The sequence below is a fragment of the Pseudogulbenkiania sp. AW2-16 genome (assembly GCF_056824575.1).
On sequence record NZ_CP157668.1, the window covers coordinates 3,650,410 to 3,666,441 of the forward strand.

The window sequence follows — 16,032 nt, forward strand, 5'->3', positions numbered from 1 at the left end:
TCTTGTTGACTTGCCGCATAAGCCCTCCTAGAGTTGAGTCGTGTCTCACATATCGGAATCTTTCGTACCGGTTTTGAGATAATACCCACAGGAGACTAGTCAGCATGAGCGAGCAAGCCAACCGTACGGTGCCCGTCGGCCCCACCAAGATGACCCCTTCCGAAGCCTTCGTCGAAACCATGGTGGCCAATGGCGTGACCGATATGTTCGGCATCATGGGGTCGGCCTTCATGGATGCCATGGATATCTTCGCCCCCGCCGGCATCCGTTTGATCCCGGTGGTCCACGAGCAGGGCGCCGCCCACATGGCGGATGGCTTTTCCCGCGTGTCCGGCCGCCACGGCGTGGTGATCGGCCAGAACGGCCCGGGCATCAGCAACTGCGTCACCGCCATCGCCGCCGCGTACTGGGCGCACAGTCCGGTGGTGATCGTGACCCCGGAGACCGGCACCATGACCATGGGTCTGGGCGGATTCCAGGAGTGTAACCAGTTGCCGATGTTCCAGGAATTCACCAAGTACCAGGGACATGTCACGCACCCGGCCCGCATGGCGGAGTACACCGGCCGTTGCTTCGACCGCGCCATGAGCGAGATGGGCCCGACCCAGCTCAATATCCCGCGCGATTATTTCTACGGCGAGATCACCGCCGAGATTCCGAAGCCGGCGCGTCTGGATCGCGGTGCCGGTGGCGAGCAGAGCCTGAACGAGGCGGCGGAGTTGCTGGCGCAGGCGAAGTTCCCGGTGATCATTTCCGGCGGCGGCGTGGTGATGGGCGATGCCGTCGAGGAGTGTAAGGCCTTGGCGGAGCGCTTGGGGGCGCCGGTGGTGAACAGCTACCTGCACAACGATTCGTTCCCGGCCAGCCATCCGCTGTGGTGCGGTCCGCTGGGCTATCAGGGCTCGAAGGCGGCGATGAAGCTGATGGCGCAGGCCGACGTGGTGGTGGCGCTGGGGTCGCGCCTGGGGCCGTTCGGCACGCTGCCGCAGCATGGCATGGATTACTGGCCGAAGAACGCGAAGATCATCCAGATCGACGCCGACAACAAGATGCTGGGTCTGGTGAAGAAGATTTCGGTGGGCATTTGCGGCGATGCCAAGGCAGCAGCGGTGGCGCTGACCCAGCGCCTGGCGAACCGGACCCTGGCCTGCGATGCGACCCGCGCCGAGCGCGGCGACAAGATCGCGACCGAGAAGGCGGCCTGGGAGAAGGAGCTGGACGAGTGGACGCACGAGCGCGATGCCTTCAGCCTCGACATGATCGAGCAGAACGCCGGGGAGCGCACCTTCAACGGCGGCCACTATCTGCATCCGCGCCAGGTGTTGCGCGAGCTGGAGAAGGCGATGCCGGAGGATGTGATGGTATCGACCGATATCGGCAACATCAATTCGGTGGCCAACAGTTACCTGCGCTTCGAGAAGCCGCGCAGTTTCTTCGCCGCGATGAGTTTCGGCAATTGCGGCTACGCCTTCCCGACCATCATCGGTGCCAAGGTGGCGGCGCCGCATCGCCCGGCGGTGTCCTACGCCGGTGACGGCGCCTGGGGCATGAGCCTGATGGAGACCATGACCTGCGTGCGTCACAACATCCCGGTGACCGCGGTGGTGTTCCACAACCGCCAGTGGGGCGCGGAGAAGAAGAACCAGGTCGATTTCTACAACCGCCGCTTCGTCGCCGGCGAACTGGACAACCAGAGCTTCGCCGAGATCGCCCGCGCCATGGGTGCCGAAGGCATCACCGTGGACCGTCTCGAGGACGTCGGCCCGGCCCTGAAGAAGGCCATCGACCTGCAGATGAACCATGGCAAGACCTGCATCATCGAGATCATGTGCACCCGCGAGCTGGGCGACCCCTTCCGCCGCGATGCCCTGTCCAAGCCGGTCCGATTCCTCGACAAGTACAAGGATTACGTGTGAGCAAGTAAGACGGGACGCACCCCGACCTGATCAGCAGGGGTACATCCCGAGGCAATGACTTCGACCCTTTCATCCTCCTACTCAATCCATGTTGAGTGTTAGCCGGGGCCCGGGCATCCCTCGCACCGGGTTCCGGCCCTTTTTTTCCTTGTCGGAAATGGTTTTACCAGGAGTCCCACCATGAGAGCACTCACCCGCATCATCGAGCAGGCCCGCCACGCCCCCGCCCGCATCGCCCTTTCCGAGGGAGAGGACCCACGCGTGCTCGACGCCGCAGTCCGGGCCACGCGCGAGGGCATCGCGCACATCGTGCTGGTCGGCGACCGCGCCGCTATCGAGGCACAGGCGCGGCAACGCGGCCTCGACCTGAGCGGCATCGATTTTCACGACCCCGCCGACGCCCCGTTGCAGGCGGAGCTGGCCGAAGCGCTGTTCGAACTGCGCCGGCACAAGGGCATGACGCAAGAACAGGCCGCCAGCGCCGCGCGCGACCCGCTGGTCAGCGCCAACCTGCTGGTGAAGACCGGGCGCGCCGACGGCACGGTCTCCGGCGCGGTACGCACCACCGCCGACGTGGTGCGCACCGCGATCCAGGTCATCGGCGTGCAGCCATCCTTCAAGCTGGTTTCCAGCTTTTTCCTGATGATGCTGTGCGAGCCGTTCCACTCGCTCAAGGGCGGGCTGATTTTTTCCGATTGCGGCCTGGTGGTGGACCCGAACGCCAGCGAACTGGCCGACATCGCCCTGGCCGCGGCCGACAGCGCGCGCCAGCTGCTGATGGAGGAGCCGCGCGTGGCCATGCTGTCGTTCTCCACCAACGGCAGCGCCAAGCACGCGGCGGTGGACAAGGTGGCGCAGGCCGCCGCCCAGGTCAAGGCGCAGCGCCCGGAGCTCGCCATCGACGGTGACGTGCAGCTCGACGCCGCGATCGTGGCGGAGATCGCCAACCGCAAGCTGCCGGATTCGCAGGTCAAGGGCAAGGCCAACGTGCTGATCTTCCCCAACCTGGAAGCGGGCAACATCGGCTACAAGTTGGCCGAAAGAGTGGGCGGCGCGGTGGCCATCGGGCCGCTGCTGCAGGGGCTGGCCAAACCGGCCAACGACCTGTCGCGCGGCTGCAGTGCCGACGACGTGTTCCACGTCATCGCGGTGACGGTGGTGCAGGCGCACGCCGCCCGCGAGACCGCCACCGCGGGCTAAGCGCCCTCCGCCCCGCCGCCAGGACACGCCCATGAGCCTCGACACCCTCCTCGCCCTGCTCGCCACCATCGCCGTCGGCACCTATTTCCAGACCGTCACCGGCTTCGGGCTGGGCATGATCGTGATGGGGGCCACCAGCGGCTTCGCCTTGGCTCCGGTGCCGGTCGCGGCGGCCGTGGTCAGCATGGTGACGCTGGTCAACAGCGCGGTGGCGCTGCGCGGCAAGTGGCACCTGATCGACTGGCGTGCGGCGCGCGCCGTGCTGCTGGGGGTGCTGCCGTCGATCATCGCCGGCGTGGTGCTGCTCAACTACCTGAGCAGCACGGCCTCGCTGCTGCTGGAGTTCCTGCTGGGCGGCGCCATCACCTACAGCGGCATCGTGTTCGCGCTGCGTCCGGCGCAGCTGGCCGAGCGTTCGCCCGACCGCAGTTTCTTCGTCAGCGGGCTGTTTTCCGGGCTGTTCGGCGGCTTGTTCGGCATGGCCGGGCCGCCGGTGATCTTTCACTTCTATCGCCAGCCAATGGAGTTGGCCGCGGTGCGCAGCATGCTGCTCCTGGTGTTCGCCTTCACCTCGGGCACGCGCACCCTGTTCGTGGCGAGCCAGGGCGAGCTGTCGCCATCGGTCTGGCTGCTGACCGGGTTGTCGATGCTGCTGGCCACCTTCGTCACCCTGTTCGGACGCCGCCACCCGCCGCCGGTCGCCCCGGCGACGATGCGCCGCATCGCCTTCTGCATCCTGCTGCTGATCGGCGTGAGCCTGATGTTGAGCGTCCTGCCCGCGCTGCTTGGCCGAGGAGGCGCCTGAACCGTCCACCCCCGCCGGCCGTGACCTCATTCCCCAACCAAACCAACAAGAAGCTCTCGACATGAAGATCTCACACAAGGCCGGCCTCGCCGGCGCCGCCGTGCTGTTTCTCACCGTCAGCCTGCTGTCGCTGGTGCAGGTGAACCAGCTGCGCAGCAGCCTGCGCTCGCAGGCCGAATCCAGCATCGCCCAGTCCGGCAATGCGTTGGCGCGCCAGATCGAAAACGGTCTCAACGCCAAGCTGCAGCTGATCGACCTGATGGCGCAGAGCATCGACGCCGACTTCCGCCCCGAGCGGATTCAGCAGGTCTTCGGCCAACCTTTGCTGAAAGAACAGTTCCTGCTGGTCTTCGGCGGCCTGGACAGCGACGGCAAGCGCCTCACCAACGACCCGAAATGGAACCCGCCCGGCTGGGACGCGCGCCAGCGGCCTTGGTATTCGGTGGCACGCCAGGCGCCGCGCGCGGTGCTCACCGAGCCCTACGCCGACGCCGCCACCGGCGAGATCCTGATCTCCGCGGTGGCGAAACTCAGCGATCACGGCCGCTTCATGGGCGCGTTCGGCGGCGACCTGAGCCTGCAGAACATCGCCGCCGCGGTCAACGCGCTCGACTTCAACGGCGCCGGCTACGCCTTCCTGCTGGCGGGGAACGGCAAGATCATCTCGCACCCCGACGCCAAACTGAACGGCCAGTCCTACACTCAGCTGTTCGACGGACAACGCCCTGCACTGACGCCGGCACTGACCGCGGTCAACGGCGCGCGGCGGCAACTGGTCTCCTTCGTGCCGCTCAGCGGCCTGCACGGCGTGCACTGGTACTTGGGCGTGGTGCTCGACGAAGCCGCGCTGATGCGCGAGGCCGATGCCGCCAGCCAGCGCGCGCTGGTGGGCGCGGTCATTGGCGTGGCGCTCAGCCTGCTGGTGCTCGGTGTCCTGATGGGGCGGCTGCTGTCACCCTTGCAGCGGCTGCACCACACCCTACAGGACATCAACCGTGGCGAAGGCGACCTGACACGCCGCCTGCCGGCCACTGGCAAGGACGAAGTCGCGCTGCTTTCGGCCGAATTCAACGGCTTCGTGCAGCACCTGCAAACCCTGATCGGCAACGTCATGAACAGCGCCGCGCAGGTGCGCCAGACCAGCACGGCCACCTCCAGCCAGGCGCAATCCGCCTCCGAGCGGCTGTACCGGCAACTGCAGGAGCTCGATCAACTGGCCCACACCATGAACGACATGAACGGCACCGCCGAGGCCGTAGCGGAACACGCCGAGGTGGCGGCGCGCGCCGTCGAAACCGCCAACGTGGAGACCGAGCACGGCGTGGCGGTGGTGTCGCGCACCACCAGCACGATCCAGCTGCTGGCCGACAAACTGGGCGAGACCGGGCTCTCCATCAACGAGCTGGTGCTGCTCAGCCGCCACATCGAGTCGATCCTGAGCAAGATCGCCGGCATCGCCGACCAGACCAATCTGCTGGCGCTCAACGCCGCCATCGAGGCGGCGCGGGCGGGCGAGGCCGGGCGCGGCTTCGCCGTGGTCGCCGACGAGGTGCGTACACTGGCGTCGCTGACCCAGAGCTCGACCGCCGAGATCCGCGACATCATCGAGCAGCTGCAAAACGGCGTGAAACGCGCCGAGAACAGCATGCTGCAATGCAGCCACACCGCCAAGCAGACCGTCGACGACGCCGCCAGCGCCAACGACATCCTGGGCCGCATCCGTGACGCCATCACGCGCATCAACGACATGAACCTGCACATCGCCAAAGCCGCCAAGGAGCAAAGCGTGGCGACGCGCGAACTGAGCCGGCGCACCGACGGCATCCGCGACATCAGCCACGCCGTGGCGCAGGGGGCGGCGACGCAGCTGGATCACTGCCAGGTGATGGTGGAGCAGGTGGGGCAGCAGGACGCGTTGCTGGAACGCTTCAAGGTCTGATTTCCCGCGACCGGCAGCGGGCGGCGGGCGTTGCCGCGAACAGGCCGAGGGGCCGGGTGCCGTCTGACATCAGGCTGGTGACCCGGCCCGCCCGCCTGACAGGAATAAGAGCCTGTTTACGCTCTCGCGAGCTAGAGCGAGGCAAGGCAAAAACGGCTGAGGAAGCGGAGTTTACACGTGGTAAATGAGCATTCCGAAGACGTTTTTAACGCGGTATCGCCGACGCGCAGCAGATCGTAAACAGGCTCTAAGGGGGAAACGCGCCCGGTCGCCGTCGGCAGCCGGGCAACCGCTCAGACCGGCTCGCTCAGACGCCAGTCGCTGTCGGCGGGCAAGAACGCCTCTACCGCAGCGGTGGCGATGATATGGGTGGTACCCTGCTCCGGGTCATGCACGTTGAGGCCGCCGAACACCGCCGTGACCTCGGCCCGCCCGCGCGGCAAGGTGGCGGCGACAGCGGCGGTGTCGACCTTGTCCGGCTCCTGCACGCCGATGGTGACCTGCACCCGCATGGTGCGGTGGTCGTAGCCCAGCGAGCGGAACAGGATGATCGACGAATGATGCAGCGCGTCCTGTACCGCGCGGCAGGCGGCCTTGGTGTAGTCGCCACCGTAGAGGTCGTTGCCCGACCCCATTTCCAGGATGATGCGCTTCTCAGCCATGTGCCGGCTCCATATCAAAGGACACGATGATCGCGGCGTGAGCGATCACGCTCAGGCCATCGCTGCCGTGCTTGGGCACGTCCAGCCCCCCTTCACCACGGTGATCGACGGCGTGCCGTAGGGGAACAGCCCGACCAGCGCCTCGCAGTCGACCTCCTCCGGCCGCTGGATGCCGATCTCGACATCGATGAGCATCGCCGTTTTGGGAAAGCCGAAAAACTCGGCCACGTTCAGCGAATTGCGCCACAGCGCATCGCGGATCGCGCGCGCCGCGGCCTCGGTGTAGTTGCGGCTGCGGATCGACGTCCCCATGCCGAACTCCACCACCATTCTGGTTTTTGCCATGGTTCACCTGTTCCGTTTCTGCTCACTGCGCCGCGTAACGGCGGATCATGAAGTGTTTGGTGGTCGGCTCGAGCACTTCCCAGTAGCCGCGAAAGCCGTTCGGGATCAGGAACGCGTCGCCGGTCTTGAACGTCTGGGCGCTGCCGTCCGCCGCGATCAGGCGCACGTGCCCGGACACGATGTAGCAGAACTCGTCGCGGTCGGTGAACGCGTGCCATTTGCCGGGCGTGCTGCGCCAGGTGCCGGCAATCACCTCGCCGTCCACGCTCTCGAACTGCAACACGGTCTGATGATGCGGGTCGCCCTCGACCACGCGGTCGGGAAGATCCGCCAGGCGCTGCTCGGAGCGCTGGCCGCCGTCCTTGTCAAAATCGATTACCTTGATAGTCATGGTTAGTGTCTGGTCAGGTTGAAGAATCGGGGAAACGCCACTCAGCGCCGGTGCCGCCCGCCGATGAGCTGCACGATCTCGAAGAACAGCGCGTTGTCGAGCGCCTGGCTCATGTCGGTGGCGAGGCAGCGGCGGTAGAACGGGCTCAGGTCTAGGCCAACGCCAAGGCCGAGTATCTCCACCTGCCCCTGCTGTTCGCGCCGGGCGACGACGTCCTTGAGATGGTTGTCGAGATAGAAGGCATCGTTGGCAAGCCCGGTGGCGCTGTCGGCGGGACTGCCGTCGGAAATCACGATCAGGATGCGCCGTTCCGCGCTGCGCGCCAGCAGTCGGTTGCAGGCCCAGTCGACCGCCTCGCCGTCGATTCCCTCGCGGAACAGGTCGGCCTTGAGCAACGCCGCGATGTCACGGCGCGCGCGCCGCCAGCTGCGCTCAGCGTCCTTGAATACCAGGTGGCAAACTTCGTTGAGCCGCCCCGGATGGCGTGGCCGCCCGCGGCTCATCCACTCGCGGTAGGGACGGCCGCCGTTCCAGGCGGCGGTGGTGAAACCGAGCAGCTCGGTGCTGACGCCGGCCATCTCGAGCGCGCGCAACAGGATGTCCACCAGGGTCGCCACCGATTCGACGTGCGTCTTCATCGAGCCCGAGCAATCCACCAGCACGCTCACCTGGCAGTCCGCCGTCGGCTTGAACTGTTCGCGGCGGAACAGGCGGCGCTCGGCCGGCGAGGTGATCAGCTGGGACAGGCGGCGGCCATCCACCTGCCCTTCCTCCTCGCCGAAGCGCCAGCCGTCGCGGCGCGGCTCGGCGAGCACGGCGCCGAGCAGGCGCGCCAGGCGCGGAACATTGACGCCCTGGGCGGCGATGCGCCGGTCGAGCCGCTCGCGGTACTCCTCCAGCAGCGCCTTGCGCACCTGCATGCCGGCGGCCAGCTCGACATCGTAGCGGGTGGTGTAGACGCGGTAGGCCTGCTCCGCCTCGACAAACACCTTGCTGGCGCCACTGACGGCGGCGGCGATGCCGTCGCCCCCCTCGTCCTGGTCAAAGTCGAGCAGCAGCGCGAAAGCGGCACGGGCGTCGCCCTCGGCCGCCTCACCGGCCTCGTCCTCCCCCGGCTGGGCGCGCTTGGCGCGCACCTTGTCGCCGACGATGCGGGCGATCTCCAGCGCGTGCGGGGCAAACGCGGCCTGGTCGTGGCGCTGGCGGCGGATACCGGCCAGCGCACTGCCCAGCGCCGACACCAGGGACCAGCGGGTGCTCTCGATGTAATCCTCGGTCTCGTGCAATACCGGCAGCGCGTTGAGGCGCGACCAACACATCTGCGCCACGGTGTAGAGCAGGATGCCGACCTCGCCCTCGGTCAGCCCGGAGCGGTAGAACGCGCGCGACCAGTCCTCGAAGCGCTGACGCAGGTTGCCAGCCATGCCCGGCATGTCGGCCGGCACCAGGGTCTCGACGCGCAGCTGTTCCAGCAGCTCGAAAACCGAGGCGATCGACCGGCTCCTCCGGGCACAGGCTGCGGTGCAGCGCGGCATCGGAATACTGTAGGCGCAGCGCCATGCCGTCGGCCGCTGCCCGGCAGGCCACGAAGTCGTCGGCGCCGGGGTCGACGCGCAGGTGGGGCGCGTGCACCGGCAGCGCCCGCGTCGCGCGATGCAGCCGGCCGCCGCGGTAGTGCAGCGCCGCATCGCCGGTCAGCGCGCGGAGCGCCGCCGCGCACAGCTCCTCGACCTGCTGCTGCCGCTGGGCATTCTGCTGCGGGCTGGCCATTACTGCGCCCCCGCCGTGAGCATCCAGGATTCGTCCAGTTCGACGCCGAAGCAGCGCTGGTAGTACTCGGCGACGATGGGACGCTCTGCCTCGTCGCACTTGTTGAGGAAGGACAGGCGGAAGGCCAGCGCCGGGTTGCGGAAGATCTCGCAGTTTTCCGCCCAGCTGATGATGGTGCGCGGCGACATCAGCGTCGACAGGTCGCCGGCGGCAAAGCCCTTGCGCGTCAATTCCGCCACCGCCACCATCGACGCCACCAGCTGGCGCCCCTGCTCGTGGTCCTTGGCGGGCACGCGCGCCAGCACGATCGCCATCTCCTCGTCGCGCGACAGGTAGTTGAGCGTGGCGACGATGTTCCAGCGGTCAATCTGGGCATGGTTCAGCACCTGGGTGCCATGGTACAGGCCGGACAGGTTGCCGAGCCCCACCGTGTTGGAGGTGGCGAACAGGCGGAAATACGGGTGCGGCCGGATCACCCGGCTCTGGTCGAGCAGGGTGAACTTGCCGTCGCGCTCGAGGATGCGCTGGATCACGAACATCACGTCGGGGCGGCCGGCATCGTACTCGTCGAAGATCAGCGCCACCGGACGCTGCAGAGCCCAGGGCACGATACCCTCCTGGAATTCGGTGACCTGCAGGCCGTCGCGCAACACGATGGTGTCGCGGCCAACCAGATCGAGGCGGCTGATGTGGCCGTCCAGGTTGACGCGTACGCACGGCCAGTTGAGGCGCGCGGCGACCTGCTCGATATGGGTGGACTTGCCGGTGCCGTGCAGCCCCTGCACCATCACGCGGCGGTCGCGGGTAAAGCCGGCGAGGATCGCCAGCGTCACGTCCGGGTTGAAGCGATAGGCCTCGTCGACCTCGGGCACGTGGTCGTCGCGCTCGCTGAAGGCGGGCACTTTCAGGTCGGAATCGATGCCGAACACCTCGCGCACCGAGACCATGCGGTCGGGCTGAATCTGGCTGATGTCTGTCACGGGAGCTCTCCAGTGGTTGCCGCGGCATGCTGCGCGGCGTGGGTCAAATAGTCGTCAACCTCTGGCGCCCCCTTGCAGGCCCGGCGTCAGCCGGTCTCGCCCTGCGGCGGGGCCAGAGCATTCGCGCCGGGATACCCCCGGCCGGCAGGAGGACGCAGCATCATTCGTCCTCCCGCGCCTCGGGCATGGCCTCGGCCTCGATCTTGGCCAGGGCCGCCGCCGCACGCTGCAACGCCGGCAGCAACTGCAGCGCCTTGTCCGGCGTCACCCGCAGCACCGGCGCCTGAATCGCAATCCCGGTGTTGGACTTGCCCCCCGGCGTCGGCACCAGCACCGCCGGGCAGAACAGCCCCGGCAGGAATTCCTCGTCGTCGCAGGCGTAGCCGTCACGCTTCACTCGCTCGATCTCCCGCTCCAGCGCCGCCAGGTCGGTCAGCGTTTTCGCGGTGTAGCGCTCCAGCGGCACGTGCTCCAACAGCCGACGCCGCTGGCTCGGGCTCATCTGCGCCAGGAACAGCTTGCCGCTGGCCGAGCAGTGCGCCGGCACCCGCGAGCCGGGGTGCAGGTAGAAGCGCAGCGGCGCCGGGGTTTCCACCCGGTCCAGGTACAGCACTTCGCTGCCCGACAGCGCGGTGATGTTGCAGCTTTCCCCCACTTCTTCCACCAGCTGGCGCAGCACCGCGTGGCGTGCGCCGTGCACGGTGTTGTTGAGCAGCAGGTTCTCGGCCATGCGCCGCAGCCGCACCCCGGTGCTGTAGTGCCGCCCGTCGCCGTCGCGTTGCAACATCCCGGCGCTTTCCAGTTGCTGCAGCATGCGGTGCAGCGTCGGCTTGGGCAGCCCGGTTTCTTCCACCAGTCCTTGCAGGCTGAAGAACTGGTCCTTTTCGGCGATCACTTCCAACAGCGCGAACAGCCGCAGCGTCGGCGTGTCGCCGTCGAGCCGGCCCGGTTCGCTCTTCGGGGTCTGTGCTGTGTCGTTCATGGCGTTTCCATCATAGTTCAGTTTCTGTTTTTGATACAACAAGTATCGTTTTACGTAATTTCTTGTTGACTTGCCGCATAAGCCCTCCTAGAGTTGAGTCGTGTCTCACATATCGGAATCTTTCGTACCGGTTTTGAGATAATACCCACAGGAGACTAGTCAGCATGAGCGAGCAAGCCAACCGTACGGTGCCCGTCGGCCCCACCAAGATGACCCCTTCCGAAGCCTTCGTCGAAACCATGGTGGCCAATGGCGTGACCGATATGTTCGGCATCATGGGGTCGGCCTTCATGGATGCCATGGATATCTTCGCCCCCGCCGGCATCCGTTTGATCCCGGTGGTCCACGAGCAGGGCGCCGCCCACATGGCGGATGGCTTTTCCCGCGTGTCCGGCCGCCACGGCGTGGTGATCGGCCAGAACGGCCCGGGCATCAGCAACTGCGTCACCGCCATCGCCGCCGCGTACTGGGCGCACAGTCCGGTGGTGATCGTGACCCCGGAGACCGGCACCATGACCATGGGTCTGGGCGGATTCCAGGAGTGTAACCAGTTGCCGATGTTCCAGGAATTCACCAAGTACCAGGGACATGTCACGCACCCGGCCCGCATGGCGGAGTACACCGGCCGTTGCTTCGACCGCGCCATGAGCGAGATGGGCCCGACCCAGCTCAATATCCCGCGCGATTATTTCTACGGCGAGATCACCGCCGAGATTCCGAAGCCGGCGCGTCTGGATCGCGGTGCCGGTGGCGAGCAGAGCCTGAACGAGGCGGCGGAGTTGCTGGCGCAGGCGAAGTTCCCGGTGATCATTTCCGGCGGCGGCGTGGTGATGGGCGATGCCGTCGAGGAGTGTAAGGCCTTGGCGGAGCGCTTGGGGGCGCCGGTGGTGAACAGCTACCTGCACAACGATTCGTTCCCGGCCAGCCATCCGCTGTGGTGCGGTCCGCTGGGCTATCAGGGCTCGAAGGCGGCGATGAAGCTGATGGCGCAGGCCGACGTGGTGGTGGCGCTGGGGTCGCGCCTGGGGCCGTTCGGCACGCTGCCGCAGCATGGCATGGATTACTGGCCGAAGAACGCGAAGATCATCCAGATCGACGCCGACAACAAGATGCTGGGTCTGGTGAAGAAGATTTCGGTGGGCATTTGCGGCGATGCCAAGGCAGCAGCGGTGGCGCTGACCCAGCGCCTGGCGAACCGGACCCTGGCCTGCGATGCGACCCGCGCCGAGCGCGGCGACAAGATCGCGACCGAGAAGGCGGCCTGGGAGAAGGAGCTGGACGAGTGGACGCACGAGCGCGATGCCTTCAGCCTCGACATGATCGAGCAGAACGCCGGGGAGCGCACCTTCAACGGCGGCCACTATCTGCATCCGCGCCAGGTGTTGCGCGAGCTGGAGAAGGCGATGCCGGAGGATGTGATGGTATCGACCGATATCGGCAACATCAATTCGGTGGCCAACAGTTACCTGCGCTTCGAGAAGCCGCGCAGTTTCTTCGCCGCGATGAGTTTCGGCAATTGCGGCTACGCCTTCCCGACCATCATCGGTGCCAAGGTGGCGGCGCCGCATCGCCCGGCGGTGTCCTACGCCGGTGACGGCGCCTGGGGCATGAGCCTGATGGAGACCATGACCTGCGTGCGTCACAACATCCCGGTGACCGCGGTGGTGTTCCACAACCGCCAGTGGGGCGCGGAGAAGAAGAACCAGGTCGATTTCTACAACCGCCGCTTCGTCGCCGGCGAACTGGACAACCAGAGCTTCGCCGAGATCGCCCGCGCCATGGGTGCCGAAGGCATCACCGTGGACCGTCTCGAGGACGTCGGCCCGGCCCTGAAGAAGGCCATCGACCTGCAGATGAACCATGGCAAGACCTGCATCATCGAGATCATGTGCACCCGCGAGCTGGGCGACCCCTTCCGCCGCGATGCCCTGTCCAAGCCGGTCCGATTCCTCGACAAGTACAAGGATTACGTTTGATCAACCACCGCGCTGACGCGAAAAAGTGAAGACAAGCGGGCCGTGTCGCAGGCAGTGTACGCCTCACGGTCCGCTCCGCCTCACCGCCACGGCGACCTCATCGTATCTGAAAGGTGAACCGAAACTGAGATAACCCATCCTGGCTGCCCGGATACCTCCACTAACCGGCAGCACGGACAGTCACACGACCCTGAACGACCACGGACCGGAGGGCAGCGCACACGCGTTGCCATTCCCCTACAACTCAACAAACCGTGGCGTCCTACAATAGAGAAATACGGAGATATATCAAAGTGATAGGCAACCAGCAGCATTCAAACGGGCTCCAGCACAGCCTGAAGCAGCGCCACATGACCATGATTGCACTCGGTGGTGTGATTGGCGCGGGTCTGTTTGTCGGCAGCGGCGTGGTGATCAAGGCCACCGGCCCCGCCGCCATTCTCTCCTTCCTCATCACCGGCCTGCTCGTGGTCTTGGTCATGCGCATGCTGGGGGAAATGGCCGTCGCCCTGCCCACCGGCGGCTCTTTCTACGAATACGCCCGCGAAGCCTGGCACGACCGCCCGGCCGTGGGCGAACTGGCCGGTTTCCTCACCGGCTGGATGTACTGGTACTTCTGGGTCATCGTGGTGGCGCTCGAAGCGGTCGCCGGGGCCAACCTGGTGCGTTACTGGCTACCCGACATGCCCACCTGGATCATCAGCCTGACCTTGCTGGTGACGCTCACACTGACCAATCTGATCTCGGTGAAGTCGTTCGGTGAGTTCGAGTTCTGGTTCTCCTCGATCAAGGTCGGCGCCATCGTCGTGTTCCTGTTCCTGGCGAGCCTGTACGTGCTCGGCATGTGGCCGGGAGCGAGCCTCAACGTCAGCAACCTGACCGCGCACGGCGGCTTTGCCCCGCATGGCTGGGTGCCGGTGCTGACCGGGGCGGTGGCGGCGACCGGTTTCTATTTCGGTGCCGAGATCGTCACCATCGCCGCCGCAGAAACCGCCGAACCGCAAAAAGCCATCGCCAAGGCCACCAACTCGGTGATCACCCGGGTGCTGGTTTTCTACGTCGGCTCGGTGCTGCTGGTGGTCTGCCTGGTGCCGTGGAGTTCGCCCGGCATCGCCACCCCGTACGTCAGCGCGCTCAACGCGATGGGCATCCCGGCTGCGGCGCAGATCATGAACGCCGTGGTGCTGACCGCCGTGCTGTCGGCCCTCAACTCCGGCCTGTACGCGTCGTCGCGCATGCTGTTCGCCCTGACCAAGCGCGGTGACGCGCCCAAATCGCTGGCCAAGCTGACCCGCAACGGCGTGCCGGTGCGCGCCATCCTGTTTGCCACGCTGTTCGGCTACGCGGCGGTGGTGATGTCCTACATTTCGCCGGACAAGGTGTTCGCCTTCCTGGTCGATTCCTACGGCACGGTGGCGATTTTCGTCTACATCCTGATCGCCATCTCGCAGCTGCGCCTGCGTGCCCGCCTGGAGCGCGAGGCGCCGGAACGGCTGCGCGTCAAGATGTGGGCCTACCCCTACCTGACCTACCTCGCCATCGCCGGCATGATCGGCATCGTGGTGGCCATGGCGTTCATCCCGGACCAGCGCTCGCCGCTGCTGCTGGGCGTGGCCAGCCTGGGCATCCTGCTGCTGGGCTACGGGGTACGCCGGGTTTTCCGCAAGGGTGCACCGGCCGCCGCCTTGGCTGAGCCTTCCACCGACTACACCAAGCTGTAAACCCTTCCCCTTCCAGCGGGCCGCCGACACCTCCTCGGCGGCCCGCTGTCTTTTTCTAAAAAACAAAATATCAGTACGTTTTGTATCGATATTTGAAATTCACTATTGCATTCCCCTGGTGCCCGACTTATAGTTTTCAAAAAACAAATTAACGGAATTATTTGTACCGTTTTTTGTTATTTGTTTGAGTACTGGCCACACCGGCCCAGCCCCAATCCGCCCCCTCCCCCCGTCTCGTCGGGGCTCGAGGCGGGGCGGGAACGATGTCCATCACCGGAGACCCACACGATGATCCCTCCCAGCAGTCTCGCCCAACCCGTGATGTTCGCGCAGACCCGGGCGCTTCTTCCCGGCATCATGCTCTGCGGCGTCATCGCCATCGCCGCGACCTTCGTGTCCGAGCATTACGGCGGCCCGCAGTTTCTCTATGCCTTGCTGATGGGCATTGCCTTCCACTTCCTGGCCGATTCGGAGAAATGCCAGCCCGGCATCGAACTCTCGGCCAAGAAGCTGGTGCGCTTCGGCGTCGCCCTGCTCGGCGCCCGCATCGTCGCCAGCGACGTCAGCGACCTGGGCCTGACCGGGGTCGGCGCGCTGATCGGCGCGGTGGGCCTGACCATCGGCTTCGGCATCCTGATGGCGCGCCTGCTCGGCCTGCCCTCGATGCTGGGTCTGCTCTCCGGCGGCGGCACCGGCATTTGCGGCATTTCCGCCACGCTGGCGATCTCTTCCACCCTGCCTGCGACGCGGGAGAACGAGCGCTACACCCTGCTCACCGCCATCGGCATCGCCATCTTCTCCACGCTGGCCATGGTGCTGTACCCGCTGATCGTCAAGCATGCCGGGCTCTCCACCGCGGAAGCCGGCCTGTTCCTGGGCGGTTCGATCCACGACGTGGCGCAGGTGGTGGGCGCCGGCCTGATCATCTCGCCGGAAGTGGGCGACGCCGCCACGCTGGCCAAGATGTTCCGCGTCGCCATGCTGATGCCGGTGGTGGTGATCCTGGCGCTGACCTTCCACGCTGAGCGCAAGAAAACCGCCACGGCCGGCAGCAAGACCCCGATCCTGCCGATGTTCCTGGTGGTGTTTGCCGGGCTAGCCGCGCTCAACAGCCTGGGGCTGCTGTCGCATCAAGTGGTGGAAGCGAGCTCGACCGTATCGCGCTGGTGCCTTGTGACCTCGATCGCCGCCCTCGGCGTCAAGACCTCGCTGGAAAAGCTGGCGGAACTGGGCTGGAAGCCGATCGTGCTGATGAGCAGCGAGGCCATTTTCATTGCCGGCTACATGCTGCTGGTGGTGTACCTGGGCCGCGTCTTCGGCGCCTGATGACGAGATGAATAAACGA

General features: G+C 66.0%; 13 protein-coding genes. 7 read left to right on the forward strand and 6 right to left on the reverse strand.

Annotation, left to right across the window (positions count from 1 at the left end):
* Positions 1–104: 104 nt before the first annotated feature.
* The 4 genes from xsc (ABKF58_RS17685) (at position 105) to ABKF58_RS17700 (ending at position 5,860) form a co-directional block, all read left to right on the forward strand.
* Complete coding sequence (xsc, locus tag ABKF58_RS17685) at positions 105–1,916, forward strand: sulfoacetaldehyde acetyltransferase (protein ID WP_482582407.1); 1,812 nt, start codon at positions 105–107, stop codon at positions 1,914–1,916.
* Between the two features lie 180 nt (positions 1,917–2,096).
* Positions 2,097–3,116, forward strand: coding sequence for a phosphate acetyltransferase (gene pta / locus ABKF58_RS17690; RefSeq protein ID WP_482582408.1), 1,020 nt, complete (start codon positions 2,097–2,099; stop codon positions 3,114–3,116).
* Between the two features lie 31 nt (positions 3,117–3,147).
* On the forward strand, positions 3,148–3,921 hold the full coding sequence (locus tag ABKF58_RS17695) for a TSUP family transporter (protein ID WP_482582410.1): 774 nt from the start codon (positions 3,148–3,150) through the stop codon (positions 3,919–3,921).
* Between the two features lie 61 nt (positions 3,922–3,982).
* Positions 3,983–5,860, forward strand: a complete 1,878-nt coding sequence (locus tag ABKF58_RS17700; protein ID WP_482582412.1) for a methyl-accepting chemotaxis protein — start codon at positions 3,983–3,985, stop codon at positions 5,858–5,860.
* 293 nt (positions 5,861–6,153) lie between these two features.
* Here ABKF58_RS17700 and ABKF58_RS17705 read toward each other — a convergent pair whose 3' ends face one another.
* The 6 genes from ABKF58_RS17705 to ABKF58_RS17730 form a co-directional block, all read right to left on the reverse strand.
* Complete coding sequence (locus ABKF58_RS17705; protein ID WP_482582414.1) at positions 6,154–6,522, reverse strand: Lin0512 family protein; 369 nt, start codon at positions 6,520–6,522, stop codon at positions 6,154–6,156.
* Positions 6,523–6,573: 51 nt separating this feature from the next.
* Complete coding sequence (locus ABKF58_RS17710) at positions 6,574–6,867, reverse strand: Lin0512 family protein (RefSeq protein ID WP_482582416.1); 294 nt, start codon at positions 6,865–6,867, stop codon at positions 6,574–6,576.
* A 22-nt stretch (positions 6,868–6,889) separates the two neighbouring features.
* The gene (locus ABKF58_RS17715; protein ID WP_482582417.1) at positions 6,890–7,258 is read right to left on the reverse strand and encodes a cupin domain-containing protein; all 369 of its coding nucleotides are present in this window, start codon (positions 7,256–7,258) and stop codon (positions 6,890–6,892) included.
* Between the two features lie 41 nt (positions 7,259–7,299).
* Positions 7,300–8,793 carry a cobaltochelatase CobT-related protein gene (locus ABKF58_RS17720; protein ID WP_482582419.1) on the reverse strand — a complete coding sequence of 498 codons (1,494 nt, stop codon included), beginning with the start codon at positions 8,791–8,793 and terminating at the stop codon, positions 7,300–7,302.
* Positions 8,794–9,027: 234 nt separating this feature from the next.
* Positions 9,028–10,008 (reverse strand): AAA family ATPase, encoded by a 981-nt coding sequence (locus ABKF58_RS17725; RefSeq protein ID WP_482582421.1) that lies wholly within the window; start codon positions 10,006–10,008, stop codon positions 9,028–9,030.
* A 160-nt stretch (positions 10,009–10,168) separates the two neighbouring features.
* A complete protein-coding gene (locus ABKF58_RS17730) occupies positions 10,169–10,990 on the reverse strand; it encodes an IclR family transcriptional regulator (RefSeq protein ID WP_482582423.1) in 822 nt (273 codons plus the stop codon).
* 164 nt (positions 10,991–11,154) lie between these two features.
* On the opposite strand from ABKF58_RS17730, the gene xsc (ABKF58_RS17735) reads away from it, so the two are divergent.
* From xsc (ABKF58_RS17735) to ABKF58_RS17745, 3 genes are all read left to right on the forward strand, one after another.
* A complete protein-coding gene (gene xsc, locus ABKF58_RS17735) occupies positions 11,155–12,966 on the forward strand; it encodes a sulfoacetaldehyde acetyltransferase (protein ID WP_482582407.1) in 1,812 nt (603 codons plus the stop codon).
* Positions 12,967–13,316: 350 nt separating this feature from the next.
* Positions 13,317–14,687, forward strand: coding sequence for an amino acid permease (locus ABKF58_RS17740; RefSeq protein WP_482582425.1), 1,371 nt, complete (start codon positions 13,317–13,319; stop codon positions 14,685–14,687).
* Between the two features lie 288 nt (positions 14,688–14,975).
* Positions 14,976–16,013, forward strand: a complete 1,038-nt coding sequence (locus ABKF58_RS17745; RefSeq protein ID WP_014086804.1) for a YeiH family protein — start codon at positions 14,976–14,978, stop codon at positions 16,011–16,013.
* Positions 16,014–16,032: the final 19 nt, after the last annotated feature.

What these genes read in the sequence shown, in the direction of transcription:
- pta (WP_482582408.1), top strand. Translation starts at nt 2,097, where the DNA reads ATGAGAGCACTCACCCGCATCATCGAGCAGGCCCGCCACGCCCCCGCC.
- ABKF58_RS17730 (WP_482582423.1), bottom strand. Translation starts at nt 10,990, where the DNA reads ATGAACGACACAGCACAGACCCCGAAGAGCGAACCGGGCCGGCTCGAC.
- xsc (WP_482582407.1), top strand. Translation starts at nt 11,155, where the DNA reads ATGAGCGAGCAAGCCAACCGTACGGTGCCCGTCGGCCCCACCAAGATG.
- ABKF58_RS17700 (WP_482582412.1), top strand. Translation starts at nt 3,983, where the DNA reads ATGAAGATCTCACACAAGGCCGGCCTCGCCGGCGCCGCCGTGCTGTTT.
- ABKF58_RS17745 (WP_014086804.1), top strand. Translation starts at nt 14,976, where the DNA reads ATGATCCCTCCCAGCAGTCTCGCCCAACCCGTGATGTTCGCGCAGACC.
- ABKF58_RS17695 (WP_482582410.1), top strand. Translation starts at nt 3,148, where the DNA reads ATGAGCCTCGACACCCTCCTCGCCCTGCTCGCCACCATCGCCGTCGGC.
- ABKF58_RS17710 (WP_482582416.1), bottom strand. Translation starts at nt 6,867, where the DNA reads ATGGCAAAAACCAGAATGGTGGTGGAGTTCGGCATGGGGACGTCGATC.
- xsc (WP_482582407.1), top strand. Translation starts at nt 105, where the DNA reads ATGAGCGAGCAAGCCAACCGTACGGTGCCCGTCGGCCCCACCAAGATG.
- ABKF58_RS17720 (WP_482582419.1), bottom strand. Translation starts at nt 8,793, where the DNA reads ATGCCGCGCTGCACCGCAGCCTGTGCCCGGAGGAGCCGGTCGATCGCC.
- ABKF58_RS17705 (WP_482582414.1), bottom strand. Translation starts at nt 6,522, where the DNA reads ATGGCTGAGAAGCGCATCATCCTGGAAATGGGGTCGGGCAACGACCTC.
- ABKF58_RS17740 (WP_482582425.1), top strand. Translation starts at nt 13,317, where the DNA reads ATGACCATGATTGCACTCGGTGGTGTGATTGGCGCGGGTCTGTTTGTC.
- ABKF58_RS17715 (WP_482582417.1), bottom strand. Translation starts at nt 7,258, where the DNA reads ATGACTATCAAGGTAATCGATTTTGACAAGGACGGCGGCCAGCGCTCC.